This window comes from Shinella zoogloeoides, assembly GCF_020883495.1.
Classification (GTDB): Bacteria; Pseudomonadota; Alphaproteobacteria; order Rhizobiales; family Rhizobiaceae; genus Shinella; species Shinella zoogloeoides.
The window spans coordinates 2,363,318-2,380,647 of sequence record NZ_CP086610.1; the positions used below are offsets into that span (position 1 = coordinate 2,363,318).

Sequence of the window (17,330 nt, forward strand, 5' to 3'; positions counted from 1 at the left end):
GGTTTCGCTGCACCATCATCGCGCCAGCACGTCGCGTATCTCCACGAAGTTCGAGCGCACGCGCAGCATGTAGAAGCCGATCGTCGCCAGATGCGTCGGCATGATCCAGCCGTCTTCCCGGCCATTCGAGATGATGGCCGGCTGGATGCGCAGCGCGGAGCGAAGCTGGCTGATCGTCGAGGTCCACAACGGCTCGATGCCGCGCGCCCGGATGACCGCCTCGAAATCCGCGCCCGCTGCCGAAAGAATGCCGTACTGGGCGTAGAGCTGGCCGTAGGCGAACCAGAAACGGTCGTCCGCGCGGGTATCGAACCAGCCGTTGTTGTAGAATTCCGAACGCTCGCGCAGGATCGCCGTGGTGGCGCCAAGGTCGTTGGCCAGACGGTCGAGCAGCTCGATCAGGTTGTCCGAGCGACCATCGAAGATCGCGTCGCATGCCTCCAGCGAGGCGTTGAACTTGCGCAGATCCGCCATCGCCGTGCGGTAGTAGTTCGGCGTCGGCGTCTTGGGCAGCAGCGAATCCGAGCCGAAATACCAGGTCTCCTCGTCGAACTGGAGATTGCCGCGCGCGCGCTGCAGGTCGGCGTTGATGCCGGAGGTGCCGCGCACGCGGCCGAGCGAATCCACGAGTTCCACGGCCGTGCGGCGAACCACCTGGTTCACGCCGCGCTGGAAGGAGGCCTTGTTGTCGAACCACGGCGTCTTGTCCCAGTCCAGCCCGAAAAGCCCCAGCTTGTAGAGCAGCATCGAGGAAATCCAGGCGTTCTGGTTGACGTTGAAATCGATGAGATCCGCCGTCACGTCCACGATGGCCGAGCGCACGCAGGTGCGCGGCGCCGGCTCGGCGACCTCGCCCGCCGCCGGCGTCGTCGTCGTGGCGGTGCCCGCATCCTGCTGGCGCTGGCCGAGATTGTAGCGGTTCACATAGTCGGGGTCGAAGCCGCTCCAGACCTGCGTCTGCCAGACGAAATAGCTGTAGAACCCGATGAGCAGGAGCAATACGATGCCGATCGGCCCCTTGATGATCCAGCCACGGGCGCGATACCAGTTCGCCACCTTGACGAACGGCCAGAGGATCCAGGCGATCACCATGCCGATGCCCCGGCCGATGGCCGAAAAGATGCGCTGGAAGAACGCGACGATCGGGTCAAGCATTGGCGTCATCCTCTCTGATGCCGAAGAGTTTCCTGCGGAAAGCAGCCTTGTCCTGCAGATAGGTCCGCGTCAATGCCGCCACAACGTAGGCGCGGAACTTTTCGCTATAATGCTCGTAGGCTGCGTAGAAGCCCTGCTTGTCGAAGACGAAGCGGGACACGAAGTCATAAGGAACCATCTGTGAAATCAGACGGTTGACCAGCCACTGGTCCGGATGGTCGGGCGCGGCGCGCACGAGGAGGAAACGTCGCTCCGGCGCGACCTCGTCGATCTTGATCTCGCCGGTCGCCGCCACCGTACGGGCGGCTTCCATGAGGAAGGGATAGGTGCCGTCTTCCGCCACCAGCGCGGCATTGCGGTGCATCCAGGTCTGCAGCCAGATGCGGTCGGCCTTTTCGAGATCGGCGGTCGGATCGGCGCGGTTGACGAGGCCGGTGACCGTCATGTCCGCCCGGTGCTGGAACAGGCCTGACGGCTCCACCCAGGAGGCGCGCGGCAGCTCCAGCCGCTTGGTCGCGGCCAGGAACTCGAAGATGCGCTTGTGGTCGTCGAGCGCGATATAGCTCACCTGCCAGGGCCGCGAGCGGCGGAAGCCCGGCACGCTCGGGTCGCAGATCACCGTCGTCGTCTTGTCGTCGAGGAAGACATAGACGCCGCCGAAATGGTTCGCCCAATAGGCTTCGTGGCGGAAGACGAGCTGATCCGGCACCAGCGCGTTCTGGCGGATGTCGCCGGTCTGCTTCGCCAGTTCCACCATGCGGTTCAGCATGGCGTCGTCCGACCAGGCGTTCGGCACCGTCTTCAGCCGGTCCACCAGCCCGCGCAACTCCGCCGCCTTGCCGAGCATGTCCTCGGCCGACAGCACCTTGAAGCGCACCTCGTTGATGGAGAGCAGGTCGTCGATATCGTTGACGACCGAGACCGAGTCCTCGATCTCGCCGTAGAGCGCGTCGCGGATGGTGATGGCGTTGATCGCCCGGGCATTGGCCGCGAAGAACTCATGCATCAGCGCGGCGGTGTTGGAAAAGCTCGTATGCACCACCGGCAGGTTCTCCTGCTCGGGCGTCATGACGATGAAGCGCCGGTTGACACGGTTGGGATCGAGATAGTCTCGGTCGCCCAGCTCATCGGCAATTTCCGGCGAAAAGCCCGTCATGTCGATGCGGAAGCTCGACAGCGCCGTGCGCCGCATACCGAACCCGTCCAGCGCCTTGTTGTAGCGCTCGACCAGATGCGGCTCGTCGACGGGCAGGAGCCGACCGTAGATCAATTCGGCTTCGAGGAGGCGTTTCATGCGTTCACTCTCACCACCGTCCTTCCGCCTTCATCGTCTCGATCTCGCGGATCGCCTTTTCACGCTGGCGTTCGCGGCGGATGATGTCGGAGACGGCGGCGTCGTCGGATTTGTCGGTGTAACGGAATTCGCTGTCGGCGTAACGGTTGATCTCCTGCAGGACCATCTCCATCGAGATCGGCCCGCGCAACTCCTCGATCATCGCTTTCTTCTCGTCGTAGCCCTTGTGCATGAAGGCATCCGCCGTCGCGAACCAGTCGTCCGGCAGGTCCACGTCCATGGCGCGCATCTTGATGGCGTCGGTGATGTTCTTGATGGCGCGGCCGGTGAAGCGCGGCTCGGCGAGCTTGATGCGGTGGAGATAGGCGCCGACATCGGCGAGCGAGCGGATCGCGCCCTGCTCCTTCTCGTGTGCCTCCCAGACGGCGAGAAGCCCATCCTCCTGCGGCCTGGCATGCTGCTCGTAGGTGGTGGAGACGGCGCGCTTGATCTCCTGCCCTTCGAAAAGCGTATGTTCGCCGAGCGGGATCGAATGGTTCTTGCCGACGAGCATGGCGAAGATGTCGATATAGTCGTCCTCGGTCTGCGGCCCGTCCACCAGCCAGCGGGCACCGGCGCGCTGGCGCAGCGCATCGTCGACATTTTCCGGATAGTTGGAGAACATGCCGAAGGTGCAATTGCCGCGCACCACCGTCGAGGCACCGGCAAAACTCTCCATCAGAACGGCCGTCACTTCATGCTGGCCGGCCGAGGCGCGGTCGTCGGAGCGCTTGGCAGCGACCTGATCCACATCGTCGATGGTGCCGAAGCCGATCGCCTTCGGATTGATGACATTGTTGACGAATTCCTTGCAGTTCTGGCCGGATTTGCCCTGGTAGGAGGAAATCTGGTCGACGCCGAAATTCTCGTAGTGAAAGGCGTAACCGGCGATCTGGCAGTAGTCGTTGACGAGACCGGCGAGCATCTGGATGAGGATCGTCTTGCCCGTGCCGGGCATGCCGTCGCCGATGAAGGTGAAGAGGAAGCCACCCAGTTCGACGAACGGGTTCATCTGCCGCTCGAAATCGTAGGCGACAAGCATCTTGGCGAGCTTCATCGCCTGATACTTGGCGATGTGGTTGCCGATGATCTCGTTCGGCTTCTTGAAGGTCATGACCAGCGGCTTGCGCTTCTGGCCGGGCGCGACGTCGAAACCGGAAAGCGTGAAATCGTCCTGCTCGATGCGGATATGCGCATTCTCGAAGCCGGCAAGGCCGGTGAAGCGCGCCCGGCGGCCGATCAGCCCCTCGATGGCGACACGCGAGAAAGCGCGCGCCCGGCTGACGAGCGCCGCATCGTCCGGCGCGCCGGCAAGCGTGCGGTCGAGACCGGCGACCATGCTTTTGAGCGCATCCTGCGGCGTGTCGAAGAGATAGTCCGGCTCCCCGCCATCCTCCACCGGCTCGCCCTCGCCGGGCAGCGTTGCGCCGAGATAGGCGGCGAAAGTGAAGGCGGCGATATAGGCGGAGGCGGACAGCAGCGCCTTGAACTGGTTCGCCTCGTCGCCGGCCAGCGGCGAAGCGAGGTTGCGCGCTTGCAGCCCCTCGAGGTTCGTCTGGCGGGAAAAGGCGTCCGTCACCGCCAGCGCCACCTGAAGCCCACGGCGCGCGCGATAGAGCACGGCATGCTGCTGCGGCGAAAGCAGCGGATCGGCGGCGCGCACGGACTGGATGGTCTTCGCCAGTTCCACCTCCCGGGTGCGGCGTGCGCCCGCCGTCGAGACGGTCGAGACGAAGCGCCGGCCGGTGCCGGCGAGCGCCGTGCCGCTCTTGCCGTCGTCGCTTTCGAGGATGACGAGCTTGGAAACGAGGCTTTGCGCCACCGCCTGATGCTTGGCGATATCGTCCTCGTGGATCGTCGTCAGTCCGGCGTTGAGGCTCATCTCATCCCTCGCTGATTACCTGATTTCCTGAAATCACATGCACCTTGTAGGCGCCGAAAATGCCCTGCGTCTCGCCTGCGGCGTAAAGCGCCTGATAGGCATCGTGCGGCACCAGCGCATGCTTCTCATAGGCGCTGACGCCCATGCGGGCGGCCTCCAGATCGTCGGTCTCGATGTGGAACTCCTCCTGCGCCGGGGTGGAACTCCAGAAGCCCTTCTGCGCCGGGCGCTCGGCCTTGGAGAAAATCTCCTGCACCGTCCAGGTCAGAAGCCAGGCATTCTCCGGCTTGCGGACCTTGGAGAGGATATCGTTGACCCGCGCATTGTTCTCCGTGATGCCCGCCGAATAGAACGGGCCGAGCACGAAGCGGCGAAGCTGCTTGGGGTGCAGCGTCGGAAAATCCCTGTCGAGATTGGTGGCGATGGTCGCCGGCGTCAGCGAATAGGCGCTGTTCTTCAGCGCGAAATCGTCGAAACGGCTGGCAAGCTCCGGGTTGAGCAGGCCGCCGACCGGCAACGGGATATCCACGTCGGGATTGAGCTTGCCGTCCTGCGAGACCAGCATCTTCATCACGTTTTCCGAGGAATCCTCGATGGTCGCCATATAGACCATCGGCAATGTCGCCGTGCCGTCGAACGCACCCCAGCAGACGACGTAATAGGGCCGCATGGTCTTCGGGTTCACCGCGACGCGGATCGTCTCCGGCAGCACGAAGGGCGAGAAGATATCGCCCTTGCCGATCTGCTCCAGATAGAGCCGCTCGGCCATGCGGGTCTGAAGGTCCGTCGGAAACGCCTTCTGCCGCAGGATGAAATCCGCCATTTCGGTGCGCAACTGATCGGCGTTCGGGATGGCGGAAAGGCGCTTTTCAGCGCTCTGGCGGTCGTTCTCCAATTCCAGCACGTTCTGGAAGACGGGAAAGCCGCTTTCGGCGCGCGAGACGCGGAACTGCTGGACGAAACCGATACGATTCTCCCAGCAGGCAAAGGAGGCCTTCAGCCGCGCGAGATAGGGCATGACCACTTCGCCCACCACGCTGTTGCGGTAGAGCGGAGAATTGCGGTCGCCAAGAAAGATTTCAAGACCACCCAGAGCAGCCCGGATGGTCGAGAAATATTGGGCGACGGCGCTGTCTGCCGGTACGTTCATAAGGGCGGCGCCTCACCGAAGACGGCAGCACGAAACGGCATGCGCACCATCACGACTTCACGTAATTGGCGGTGTTGTGCTTGTCCATCACCGACTGGAAGCGGCGGGCGAAGGCGTCGTCCGCCAGCTTCTTGCGGCGCTGGATGTCCTGCGTCGCCAGCATGTTCTTCTCGTGCATTTCCAGAAGGTCGCCGATATGGCGCTGGGCGGCCGAGCCGATGCCGGCCATGGTCTCTTCCGCGGCGGTATCGACCTGCGAGCCGAGCGTGTTGATCTTGTGCGCCACATCCTGCTGCGCGGCCGTCTTCAGCGAGTCTTCCAGCGCCTTGTAGAGCACGATGCGCTGCTCGGTATCGATGGTCAGCTTGTTGATCAGCGTGTTCTGCGCGGCGATCTGGTTGTTGAGCGAATCCACGAAGGTCTGGAACATGGAGGTGTAGCGCTCCAGCGTCTGGCTTTCGGCCAGCAGCTCCTGTTCCTTCGCCTGCATCTGGTTGTATTCGGTCGCCAGCGCCGACCGCTCGCCTTCGAGATCCGTGCGGGTCTTCTGCTCGGTCGAGGCTGCAATGCGGTTTTCCAGATCCATGAGAAGCGGGTTCAGTTCCTCGATGCGGTTCTGCGTCGCCTCGAGGTTCGCCATGGTGCCCTTGCGGCGCTCGATCACCTGCACGAGGCTCGTCTCGGAGGTCTTGTAGCGCTGGTCGAGGATCGACTTCTGCTCCTTGAGGATGCCGACGATGGTGTCGGACTTGGAGAGAAGTTCTTGCAGGTTGCCGGCCAGCGACATGTTGCGCACGCGGTCGGTGCGCATGCGCTGCATCTTCTGCTTGGAGAAGATGCCGATGAACTTCTCGTAGCCCGTATAGCTCTTCATGCTCTCGAATTCGGTGCCGAAGATGTTCGTGGCGTCTTCAAGCCCGATGATGAGGTCGGCGATATTGCCTTCCATCACCTTCTGCTGGGCGATGACGTCCTGGATACGGGCATTCTCGATGTCGAAATTGACGTCGCCGAGCTTGGTGTCGGCTTTCGCGAACTGTTCCAGCACGATTCCGGACTGCTCCAGCTTGCCGCGCATCTCGTTGACGACGCTGCGGGTCTTGTCGATTTCAGCATCGAAGTTCTGAAGTGTGGCCATATGCCTTTATCCCCTTGAGCTCTTCACGGCGAACGTCTGCGCCGCCCGTTTTATTCCATCGCGGCGACACTATACGATTTCAGACAGATAGGAACCTGCCTGCGGGCTTTCCCGCAGAACATGTGGGACACCGCCGCCGCACCGCAAGGCGGGTAGGGAATTTTTTCGCATCCTTACTGCGCGGCGGGATTCTTCAGATAGGCGATGAGGTTGGCGATATCCTCGCTCTTCTTCAGGCCCGCGAAGGTCATGGCCGTGCCCGGCACCATGGCGCGCGGCGACAGGAGATATTCGGCCAGCAGCGCCTCGCTCCAGCGCCTGCCGCCCTCGGCAAAGCCGGTCATCGCCGCCGAGTAGCTGTAATCCGCGACGGACGCCACCGGGCGGTCGAGGATGCCGGCGAGCGTCGGGCCGACGCGGTTCACCGGCTCCGTCGTATGGCAGGTCGCGCATTTGCGGAAGACCGCCCTGCCCGCCGCCGCATCGCCCCCGGCAAAAGCCGGAGCGGCAAGACAGAGGAAGGCCGCCGTCAGCGCAGCAAGATGTTTCATCGCAAGCCTCTCCGTCCCCGCCTCATTCGGCGTTCATGATATCGTCCCAATGGCGGCGGCAATAGGAAACGTATTTGTCATTGCCGCCGATTTCCACCTGCGCCCCGTCCTTGGCCACCTTGCCGTCAGCGCCGAGGCGCACGACCATGGTGGCCTTGCGGCCGCAATGGCAGATGGTGCGCACTTCGCGAAGCTCGTCGGCAATGGCGAGCAGCGCCTTGGAGCCGGGAAAGAGCTTGCCCTGAAAATCCGTACGCAGCCCATAGGCCATGACCGGGATGTGCAGCCGGTCGGCGACGCGCGCGAGCTGCCAGACCTGTTCTTGAGAGAGGAACTGCGCCTCGTCGATGAAGACGCAGGCGATCTCGCCCTCCCCGTCGCCGTTTAGCGCCTCGATATGGCGATAGAGATCGTCCGAGCCGTCGAAGGCGATGGCTTCGCAGGACAGGCCGATGCGCGAGGAGATGCGGCCCTGTCCGGCGCGGTCATCAAAGGAGGCGATGAAGATCGCCGTGCGCATGCCGCGTTCCCGGTAGTTGTAGGACGCCTGCAGGAGCAGCGTCGACTTGCCCGCGTTCATCGTCGCGTAACTGAAATAGAGCTTGGCCATGGTTTGTCTCCGTTGCCGCGTCATGGCCCGGGAACCGGCGATTTTCCAGCCGAAAGGGCTGAAAACCACAGAAAACAGCACGGCCCGTCCTTTGCGACATCCATGTGCACAATTGCGAACCGGCGTGAAATTAATTGGACGGCCCGGGGGCTTCCGGCTACGCCAAAGTGCTTGAAAGCATATCGTTTTGATGATTGGCTAAACCATCAGTTATAAGGGGAGCAATAAATGAAGACTGCATCACCATTCAAGACCATGCTTGCCGCAGCCGTTTCCGTCCTCGCGCTTGGCGTCGCCCACGTTTCGGCGGCCGAAGCGGAAAGCTGTGGCAAGGTTCGCTTCTCGGATGTCGGCTGGACGGACGTCACCTCCACCACCGCGACGGCGAGCGTCATCCTCAAGAGCCTCGGCTACGAGACGGAAGTCACCGTCCTGTCGGTGCCCGTCACCTTCACCTCGCTCAGCAACAAGGATATCGACGTCTTCCTCGGCAACTGGATGCCGACGCAGGAAGCCGACATCAAGCCGTTCCGCGAGAACGGCACGGTCGAGACCGTGCGTGAAAACCTCGAAGGCGCGAAGTACACGCTGGCGACCAACGCCAAGGGCGCGGAACTCGGCATCAAGGACTTCGCCGACATCGCCAAGCAGAAGGAAGCGCTCGGCTCCAAGATCTACGGCATCGAGCCCGGCAATGACGGCAACCGCCTGATCATCGACATGGTCACCGCCAACAAGTTCGACCTGACGGGCTTCGAAGTCGTCGAATCCTCCGAACAGGGCATGCTGGCGGAAGTCGCCCGCGCCGAGCAGGAAGGCGCGCCGGTCGTCTTCCTCGGCTGGGAACCCCACCCGATGAACGCCAACTTCAAGCTGACATACCTGACCGGCGGCGACGACATCTTCGGCCCCAACTTCGGCGGCGCGACGGTCTATACCAACGTGCGCAAGGGCTATGTCGCCGAGTGCCCGAATGTCGGCAAGTTCCTGCAGAACCTCAAGTTCTCGCTGGAGATGGAAAACCAGATCATGGGCAAGATCCTGAACGACGGGCAGGATCCGGAAACGGCCGCGACCGGATGGCTGAAGGCCAACCCGGCCGCCATCGAGCCGTGGCTCGCCGGCGTGACCACCAAGGACGGCAGCGGCGAGGCCCTGGCAGCCGCGAAAACGGCACTCGGTCTCTAACAGACCAGAATAGGGCGGGGAGGAAACTTTCCCGCCCTACTTGTCTGCGGATATTGCTGTTCCATCAGGGATATCCGCCCGGACCTGCGCAAATGCATCGCCCATCGTCAAACTCCAGCCAGGGACTTCCACCGTGGATTGGCTCACCGTCTCCAAAATTCCGATCGGCCCGATCGCCAAGGACGCCGTCAGTTGGCTGACGACCAACGGCAAATGGCTGTTCGATTTCCTCAAGGTCTTCCTGCAGGCCGGCATCGACGCCGTGCTCTTTCTGCTGCAAGGCCCCTTCGCCAGCGCCGGCGGCAAGTTCGGCTATGCCATCGCCCTCATCCTGCTGGTGACGGGCGCGAGCTGGTATTTCCGCCGCTCGGTCGGCGTTGCGCTCTTCACCCTCCTCGGCCTGCTGCTCATCGTGAACCAGGGCTACTGGAAGGAGACGACGGAGACGCTGGCGCTCGTGCTCGCGGCCACCGGCGTCAGCATGATCGTCGGCGTGCCGCTCGGCATCGCCGCCGCGCGCCGCCCGTGGTTCTATTCGATCCTGCGACCGGCCCTCGACCTGATGCAGACGATCCCGACCTTCGTCTACCTCATTCCGGCGCTCATCCTCTTCGGCCTCGGCATGGTGCCGGGCCTGATCGCGACGGTCATCTTCGCCATTCCCGCGCCGATCCGCCTCACGCGCCTCGGCATCATCTCGACGCCCCCTTCGCTGGTCGAGGCCGCGCAGGCCTTCGGCGCGACGCCCGGCCAGGTGCTGCGCAAGGTGGAGCTGCCCTTCGCCATGCCGCAGATCATGGCGGGCCTGACGCAGACCATCATGCTCTCGCTGTCGATGGTGGTCATCGCCGCACTCGTCGGCGCCAAGGGCCTCGGCGTCCCCGTGGTGCGCGCGCTGAACACCGTGAACATCTCCATGGGCTTCGAGGCTGGCCTGTGTATCGTGATCCTCGCGATCATCCTCGACCGCCTCTTCCGCTCCTCCGACGAGGGAGACGCCTAATGACCGACGCCGTCGTCTTCAACAACGTCTCCATCATCTTCGGCGACAACCCGCAAAAGGCCCTCTCGATGGTCGATGCGGGCAAGAGCCGCGACGAGATCGGCGCAGAAACCGGCCTCGTGCTCGGCGTGGCGGACGCCACGCTCTCCATCACCGAGGGCGAAATCCTGGTGCTGATGGGCCTTTCCGGTTCCGGCAAGTCCACGCTGCTGCGCGCCGTCAACGGGCTTGCCCCGGTGGTGCGCGGCGACGTGCAGGTGAAGGCCGGCAGCGGCAGCGTGAACCCCTACGGGTCGACGCCCAAGGCGCTGCGCGACTTCCGCATGCACACCGTCTCCATGGTGTTCCAGCAGTTCGCGCTGCTGCCCTGGCGCACGGTGGCCGACAATGTCGGCTTCGGCCTGGAACTTGCCGGCGTGCCGGACAGCGAGCGCAAGGCGCGCGTCTCCGAACAGCTCGAACTCGTCAACCTCACCAAATGGGCGAACCGCAAGGTGAACGAGCTTTCGGGCGGCATGCAGCAGCGCGTGGGCCTTGCCCGCGCCTTTGCGACCGGCGCACCGATCCTCCTCATGGACGAGCCGTTCTCGGCCCTCGACCCGCTGATCCGCACGCGCCTGCAGGACGAGCTTCTGGAATTCCAGCGCCGGCTGAAGAAGACCATCATCTTCGTCAGCCACGACCTCGACGAAGCCTTCCGCATCGGCAACCGCATCGCCATCATGGAGGGCGGGCGCATCATCCAGTGCGGCACGCCGCAGGAAATCGTCAGGAACCCGGCCAACCAGTATGTCGCGGACTTCGTGCAGAACATGAACCCGATCAACATGCTGACGGCCGGCGACGTGATGCAGCACGGCCCGTCCGGCGAGGGCGGCGTGACGGCGACGGCGACGCCCTTGACCCCGCTCGTCGACATCCTCGACGCCATGTCCCGCACGCCCGGCAATGTCGGCGTCGTCGACAACGGCGCGGTCGTCGGCACGATCAACGCACAGGACATCGTGAACGGATTGACGCGGCACCGCCGTCGCGGCTGACAGACGGCCCCGTTCGGATTAGATAGGGTGGCGCACCTTATAAGTGCGCCGCCCTTTTGTATTCGATATGGAGCCGATCATGACCGAGAAGGACAAGCCGAGCGTTCTGCGCGAAACGGACGACGAGGCCCGCCGCCTCGCCCGCACCCTGCTGCGCTCGGCGCGAAGCTGCGCCCTCGCCGTGCTGGAGCCGGAGACCGGCTTTCCCATGGCCAGCCGCACGCTGACCGGCACCGATATCGACGGCACGCCCGTCATCCTCGTCTCCGCCCTCTCCTTCCACACCCAGGCGCTGAGGGCCGATCCGCGCGCCTCGCTGCTGGCGGGCGAGCCGGGCAAGGGCGATCCCCTCGCCCATCCGCGCCTCACCGTGCTGTGCCGCGCCGAGGAGGTGCCGCGCGAGAGCGAGGCGCGCACGGCCCTGCGCGAGCGTTTCATCCGCCGCCATCCCAAAGCGAAGCTCTATGTGGACTTCCCCGACTTCACCTTCTTCCGCCTCGTGCCCGAGCGCGCGAACCTCAACGGCGGCTTCGGCAAGGCCTTCCTCCTGACGCAGGACGACCTCCTGATCCGCTCACCCGCACGCACCGCGCTCGCCGAGATGGAGACCGGCGCGGTGGAGCACATGAACAGCGACCATGCGGAAGCCGCCGGCGTCTACGCCCGCCACTACTGCGGCGCGAAGGACGGCGAGTGGATCATCGTCGGCCTCGACGCGGCGGGCGTCGACCTTGGAAGCGGCGACAAACTCAAGCGCCTCGAATTCTCACGCGAACTTGATCAGGCCGGGGAACTTCGCAGCGAGCTGGCGCGTTTGCTCAAGGAAGCACGCGCGGCGGGCTGAACGCCGGCATTTTCGTCTTTCCGCCGTGCCCCGCAGGAAATAGGGCCGCCGTCAAGCGCGGCCCTACCCCGATTTCTTGCTCTTGATGAGGGGGTTTTTGTTTATATGCTAACAAGCGGATTGATAGAAAATCGCATGATTTGAAGCGGAAACGCCCAAAGGAGTTTCAGATGGAAAAGATTTCAGACGCAGAACACGCACAGGCCGAGGTTGCATCCGATTTCCTCTCGGCCATGGCGAATCCGAAGCGCCTGCTGATCCTGCGCGTGCTCGTGGGTGGAGAGATCGCCGTCGGAGCCCTGGCAAACCAGGTCGGCCTCAGCCAGTCGGCCCTGTCGCAGCACCTTTCCAAGCTGCGCGCGCAGAACCTCGTGACCACCCGTCGCGACGCCCAGACCATCTATTATTCCAGCAAGTCCGACGCCGTGATGACCGTGCTCGAAGCGCTCGACCGCATCTACAAGGCAGGCGGCGCGACGGAAAAGAAGCTTCGCATCGCCTGAAATCGGCCGAATCACCCGTTTTCCTGCGCCCCGGATGAAAATCCGGGGCGTTTTGCGTTGAAAGCGCCTCCCGATGCGCCTTGACGGCCCCCGGCGCCTTGATAATTTGACCACCGGGTAAAAATCGCCGGGATCCTCCCCCGCGTTCCAAGAATCATGGAGAACCGCATGTCCAACCGTCTCAATACCCCCAACGACCTGCGCGCCTTCTGGATGCCGTTCACGGCGAACCGGCAGTTCAAGAAGGAGCCGCGCCTCTTCGTCGGCGCGAAGGACATGCACTACACCACCCATGACGGAAGGCAGGTGCTGGATGGCACGGCGGGCCTGTGGTGCGTCAATGCCGGCCATTGCCGCCCGAAGATCACCGAGGCGATCCGCGAGCAGGCCGGCGAACTCGACTACGCCCCCGCCTTCCAGCTCGGCCACCCCAAGGCCTTCGAGCTGGCCAATCGTCTCGTCGATATCGCGCCCGAGGGCATGAACCATGTCCTCTACACCAATTCCGGCTCCGAATCGGTCGAGACGGCGCTGAAGGTCGCGCTCGCCTATCACCGCGCCAAGGGCGACGGCTCGCGTTTCCGCCTGGTCGGCCGCGAGCGCGGCTACCACGGCGTCAATTTCGGCGGCATCTCCGTCGGCGGCATCGTTTCCAACCGCAAGATGTTCGGCACGCTGCTGACCGGCGTCGACCACATGCCGCATACCCATTTCCCGGACAAGAACGCCTTCTCCCGCGGCGAGCCGGAGCATGGCGGCGACATTGCCAGCGAATTGCAGCGCATCATCACCCTGCACGACGCCTCGACCATCGCCGCCGTCATCGTCGAGCCGGTCGCCGGTTCGACGGGCGTGCTCATTCCGCCGAAGGGCTACCTGCAGAAGCTGCGCGAGATCTGCACGCAGCACGGCATTCTCCTGATCTTCGACGAGGTGATCACCGGCTTCGGCCGTCTCGGCGCGCCCTTCGCCGCCCAGTATTTCGATGTGAAGCCGGACATCATCACCACCGCCAAGGGCCTCACCAACGGCGTGATCCCGATGGGCGCGGTCTTCGTGACGTCGGAAATCCACGACGCCTTCATGAACGGCCCCGAGCACATGATCGAGTTCTTCCACGGCTACACCTATTCGGGCAACCCGATCGCCTGCGCCGCCGCCCTCGGCACGCTCGACACCTACCGGGAAGAGGGTCTGCTGACCCGCGCCGCCGAGCTTGCCTCCTACTGGGAGGACGGCCTGCACTCGCTGAAGGATTGCCCGAATGTCATCGACATCCGCAATGTGGGCCTGATCGGCGCCGTCGAGCTTGCCTCGATCCCCGGCGAGCCGACCAAGCGCGCCTTCAACGCCTTCCTGAAGGCCTACGAGAAGGGGCTGCTGATCCGCACGACCGGCGACATCATCGCGCTCTCCCCGCCGCTCATCATCGAAAAGCACCATATCGACGAGCTGTTCGGCAAGCTGCGCGAGGTCCTGCAGAACAATATCTGACCCAACCTGCCGTAAAAGTGTGCAACGCTCTCTTCCGTCATGCTCGGGCCTGTCCCGAGCATCTGCCAGCGTGCCGGTTTTTGAGGTGTCGGCAGATCCTCGGTACAAGACCGAGGATGACGGCAGCGGGGGAGGCGAGCTTCGCCGATAGCCTGATGGCGGCTCCGGTCGCCATTTTCATTTGCGTCGCGGAAGACGCCCGGTCAGGGAACCAGCCGCTTCTCGTAGCGCCATGCCTCCAGATCGAACGGGCCGGCGGTGGTGCTGAGCTGATGGACGGCCGTTGCGGCAAGATGCCAGCCGCACTTTTCATAGAAGCGCGCCGCGCGGTGGTTGCCGATCGCGCAGATCAGCCAGGCCGTCTCCACGCCATGCGCCGCAAGCCGCGCCTCCGCATCCGCCACGAGCGCGGCCGCGATGCCCGCGCCGCGCCCTTGCGGCGCAACGAAGAGCTGGTCCAGCTCCTCATGCCGGATGGCGCAGAAGCCGAGCGGCGCGCCGGGATCGCCGACGACGCGGACATCCGGCAACATGTCGCCCAGGCGCGCCTCGAAGCGTTCCAGCGTACGCAGCCGGGCGAGCTCCGCCGGCAGCACCGCCGCATGCGCATCCTGCCAGCCCGTGTGCCAGAGCCGCGCGAGCGCCCCGATCTCGGACGTCTCGGCTTTTCTTATGATCGGTGCGGGCTGCATCGCTTCCTCCATTGCGTCGGAAAGAGCCTTTGGCACCCCACCGGGGCTCTTGCAAGTCCGGGCGGTTTGGGGGCTATTGTGCCGCACGGAAACCTGGGGCCTGCACCATGCCGACCATCACCCGCATCGCCAACGAATTCCTCACCGTCGAGATTTCCGCGCTCGGCGCCGAAATGCAATCGGCCACCACGCGGGATGGGGCCGGCTGGCTCTGGAACGGGGATGCGGCCTTCTGGACGGGTCGCTCGCCGGTGCTGTTTCCCATCGTCGGCAAGGCGCCCGACGATACGCTGCTGATCGACGGCAAGCCTTATCCCATGGCGCAGCACGGCTTCGCGCGGCGTCGGGAATTCACGCTCGACGAGGCGACGGCGACCGCCTGCCGCTACGCGCTGGAGGCCACCGAGGAGACGCGCGCGGCCTATCCCTTCGATTTCAGGCTCACCGTCGAGCACAGCCTCGACGGCCCTGCCCTCACCGTCGCCGCGAATGTGGAAAACCGCGGCGAGACGCCGATGCCCTTCGGCTGCGGCTTCCACCCCGCCTTCCGCTGGCCGCTGCCCGGCGCGCAGGGCAAGCCGCATTCCGTGATACTCGACAACGCGGCCGAGCCGCAGCGCCAGCCCCTCGAAAAGGGCCTGCTGTCGCAGGGCAGGACCGCATCGCCCTTCGAAGCCGGCCGGCTGGCCCTCGCGCAAAATCTCTTCGAGGACGACGCCCTCGTCTTCCCCGAGGGCGCGGGCAATGGCCTCACCTATGGCGTGGAAGATGGCCCGGCCCTCAAGTTCCATTTCGAGAACCTGCCGAACCTGGCGCTCTGGACGAAACCCGGCGCGCCTTTCCTCTGCGTGGAGCCATGGCATGGCACGGCGGCGCTTTACGAAGGCTCCCGCGAACTGCGGGACAGGCCCTACACGACCCTGCTCGCCCCCGGCGCGCGCACGCGCTTCGCCTTCACGGTGACCTTCCCGGCCTGAAGATTCGCCTTTCCGGCTCTTTCCTCCCGCCATGGCATGCTAGTGTCGTCCGACAAGGATTCGGAGACTGCAGCCATGAGCAATTTGGAACGTTTCATCGATCAGGGAACCGGACGCGAACCCGCCGATATCGTGCTCAAGGGCGGCGAGTTCCTCGATCTGGTGACGGGCGACCTCGTCGCCTCGGACATCGCCATTTCCGGCGACCGCATCGTCGGCACCTGCGGCGACTACAAGGGGCGGCGGGAGATCGACATTACCGGCCGCATCGTCGTGCCCGGTTTCATCGATACGCATCTGCACATCGAATCCTCGCTGGTCACGCCGCATGAATTCGACCGCTGCGTGCTGCCCTACGGCGTCACGACCGTCATCTGCGATCCGCACGAGATCGCCAACGTCCTCGGCACCGAGGGCATCCAGTTCTTCCTCGACAGCGCGCTGGAAACCATCATGGACATCCGCGTGCAGCTTTCGAGCTGCGTGCCGGCGACCCATCTCGAAACCTCCGGCGCGGACCTGCCCATCGAGCGGCTGCTGCCCTTCCGCGGTCATCCCAAGGTCATCGGCCTTGCCGAGTTCATGAATTTCCCCGGCGTCATCCACAAGGATCCCGTCTGTATGGCCAAGCTGGAAGCTTTCCAGGGCGGCCATATCGACGGCCATGCGCCCCTCCTCGCTGGGAACGACCTCAACGGCTACCTCGCAGCCGGCATCCGCACCGAGCATGAATGCACCACGGCGAAGGAGGCGCTGGAGAAGATCCGCAAGGGCATGCACATCCTCATCCGCGAGGGGTCCGTCTCCAAGGACCTGCATGCCCTGATGCCGATCCTCACCGAACGGCTCTCGCCCTTCCTCGCGCTCTGCACCGACGACCGCAACCCGCTCGACATCGCCGAGCAGGGCCATCTCGACTACATGATCCGCACGGCCATCGCCCATGGCCGCGCGCCGCTCGCCGTCTATCGCGCTGCGTCCATTTCCGCGGCGAAAGCCTTCGGCCTTCGCGACCGCGGCCTTGTCGCCCCCGGCTGGCGGGCCGACCTCGTCGTCATCGACACGCTGGAAAACTGCAAGGCCGAGATGGTCTTCTCGGCCGGCCGCAAGGTGGACGACGACCTCTTCGCAACCCGTAGGCCGGTGGAGCCGGTCGGCCTCGACAGCGTCAAGGCGCGGCCCGTCAGCACCGCCCATTTCGCCGTTCCCGTCACGGAAGGCGAAACGCCGGTCATCGGCGTGCTGCCGGGCAAGATCATCACCGAACATCGCCGCTACCGCCTGCCGGCAAAGGGCAACCAGACCACCGTCGACCTCGCGCAGGATATCATCAAGGTCGCCGTCATCGAGCGCCACGGCAAGAACGGCAACCATGCCAACGGCTTCGTACAGGGCTTCGGCCTGAAGAAAGGCGCCATAGCCTCGACGGTCGGCCATGACAGCCACAATATCTGCGTCGTCGGCGTGGACGAGGACGACATGGCGCTGGCGGCCAATCGCCTCGGCGAGATCAAGGGCGGCTTCGTCGTGGTGGAGGACGGCAAGGTGACCGGCGAGATCGCCCTGCCCGTCGCCGGCCTGATGAGCCTCGAACCCTACGAGACCGTCCGCGACATCCTGCACCACCTGCGCCACGCCGCCTTCGCCCTCGGTGCGACGCTGGAAGAACCCTTCCTCCAGCTCGCCTTCCTGCCGCTGCCGGTCATCCCGCACCTGAAGATTTCGGACAGGGGGATGGTGGATGTGGATCGGTTCGCACTGATCGGGTGA

Annotated in this window: 16 protein-coding genes; 8 read left to right on the plus strand and 8 right to left on the minus strand. The window is 64.3% G+C overall.

Translation table 11 applies throughout. The features are described from left to right. Window positions 1-15: 15 nt before the first annotated feature. From K8M09_RS11795 to K8M09_RS11825, 7 genes are all read right to left on the minus strand, one after another. Window positions 16-1,155 carry a DUF2333 family protein gene (locus K8M09_RS11795; protein ID WP_160787556.1) on the minus strand — a complete coding sequence of 380 codons (1,140 nt, stop codon included), beginning with the start codon at window positions 1,153-1,155 and terminating at the stop codon, window positions 16-18. After that, window positions 1,148-2,449, minus strand: coding sequence for a DUF6638 family protein (locus K8M09_RS11800; RefSeq protein ID WP_160787555.1), 1,302 nt, complete (start codon window positions 2,447-2,449; stop codon window positions 1,148-1,150). Before K8M09_RS11800 ends, K8M09_RS11795 begins: the two co-directional genes overlap by 8 nt. A 10-nt stretch (window positions 2,450-2,459) precedes the next feature. Further along, a complete protein-coding gene (locus tag K8M09_RS11805) occupies window positions 2,460-4,370 on the minus strand; it encodes an AAA family ATPase (RefSeq protein WP_160787554.1) in 1,911 nt (636 codons plus the stop codon). A gap of 1 nt (window position 4,371) precedes the next feature. Further along, the gene (locus tag K8M09_RS11810; RefSeq protein ID WP_160787553.1) at window positions 4,372-5,520 is read right to left on the minus strand and encodes a hypothetical protein; all 1,149 of its coding nucleotides are present in this window, start codon (window positions 5,518-5,520) and stop codon (window positions 4,372-4,374) included. 49 nt (window positions 5,521-5,569) lie between these two features. Continuing rightward, on the minus strand, window positions 5,570-6,658 hold the full coding sequence (locus tag K8M09_RS11815) for a hypothetical protein (protein ID WP_160787552.1): 1,089 nt from the start codon (window positions 6,656-6,658) through the stop codon (window positions 5,570-5,572). A 173-nt stretch (window positions 6,659-6,831) separates the two neighbouring features. Next, window positions 6,832-7,209, minus strand: a complete 378-nt coding sequence (locus K8M09_RS11820) for a c-type cytochrome (protein ID WP_160787551.1) — start codon at window positions 7,207-7,209, stop codon at window positions 6,832-6,834. A gap of 22 nt (window positions 7,210-7,231) precedes the next feature. Further along, window positions 7,232-7,819 carry a thymidine kinase gene (locus K8M09_RS11825; protein WP_160787550.1) on the minus strand — a complete coding sequence of 196 codons (588 nt, stop codon included), beginning with the start codon at window positions 7,817-7,819 and terminating at the stop codon, window positions 7,232-7,234. A gap of 228 nt (window positions 7,820-8,047) precedes the next feature. On the opposite strand from K8M09_RS11825, the gene K8M09_RS11830 reads away from it, so the two are divergent. From K8M09_RS11830 to K8M09_RS11855, 6 genes are all read left to right on the plus strand, one after another. Further along, complete coding sequence (locus K8M09_RS11830; protein WP_160787549.1) at window positions 8,048-9,007, plus strand: choline ABC transporter substrate-binding protein; 960 nt, start codon at window positions 8,048-8,050, stop codon at window positions 9,005-9,007. Between the two features lie 133 nt (window positions 9,008-9,140). After that, window positions 9,141-10,010, plus strand: a complete 870-nt coding sequence (gene choW / locus K8M09_RS11835; protein WP_160787548.1) for a choline ABC transporter permease subunit — start codon at window positions 9,141-9,143, stop codon at window positions 10,008-10,010. After that, complete coding sequence (gene choV, locus K8M09_RS11840) at window positions 10,010-11,050, plus strand: choline ABC transporter ATP-binding protein (protein ID WP_160787547.1); 1,041 nt, start codon at window positions 10,010-10,012, stop codon at window positions 11,048-11,050. Before choW ends, choV begins: the two co-directional genes overlap by 1 nt. A 79-nt stretch (window positions 11,051-11,129) precedes the next feature. Further along, window positions 11,130-11,894, plus strand: coding sequence for a HugZ family pyridoxamine 5'-phosphate oxidase (locus K8M09_RS11845; protein WP_160787546.1), 765 nt, complete (start codon window positions 11,130-11,132; stop codon window positions 11,892-11,894). Between the two features lie 170 nt (window positions 11,895-12,064). Beyond that, entirely contained in the window at window positions 12,065-12,397 is a 333-nt protein-coding gene (locus K8M09_RS11850) for an ArsR/SmtB family transcription factor (protein WP_160787545.1), read from the plus strand. Window positions 12,398-12,565: 168 nt separating this feature from the next. After that, on the plus strand, window positions 12,566-13,891 hold the full coding sequence (locus K8M09_RS11855; protein WP_160787544.1) for an aspartate aminotransferase family protein: 1,326 nt from the start codon (window positions 12,566-12,568) through the stop codon (window positions 13,889-13,891). 203 nt (window positions 13,892-14,094) lie between these two features. On the opposite strand, the gene K8M09_RS11860 is transcribed toward K8M09_RS11855, so the two are convergent. Continuing rightward, entirely contained in the window at window positions 14,095-14,583 is a 489-nt protein-coding gene (locus tag K8M09_RS11860) for a GNAT family N-acetyltransferase (protein WP_160787543.1), read from the minus strand. Between the two features lie 107 nt (window positions 14,584-14,690). Here K8M09_RS11860 and K8M09_RS11865 point away from each other — a divergent pair, with 107 nt between their 5' ends. Further along, complete coding sequence (locus tag K8M09_RS11865; protein WP_160787542.1) at window positions 14,691-15,560, plus strand: aldose 1-epimerase family protein; 870 nt, start codon at window positions 14,691-14,693, stop codon at window positions 15,558-15,560. Between the two features lie 75 nt (window positions 15,561-15,635). Continuing rightward, window positions 15,636-17,330, plus strand: coding sequence for an adenine deaminase (ade, locus tag K8M09_RS11870; RefSeq protein WP_160787541.1), 1,695 nt, complete (start codon window positions 15,636-15,638; stop codon window positions 17,328-17,330).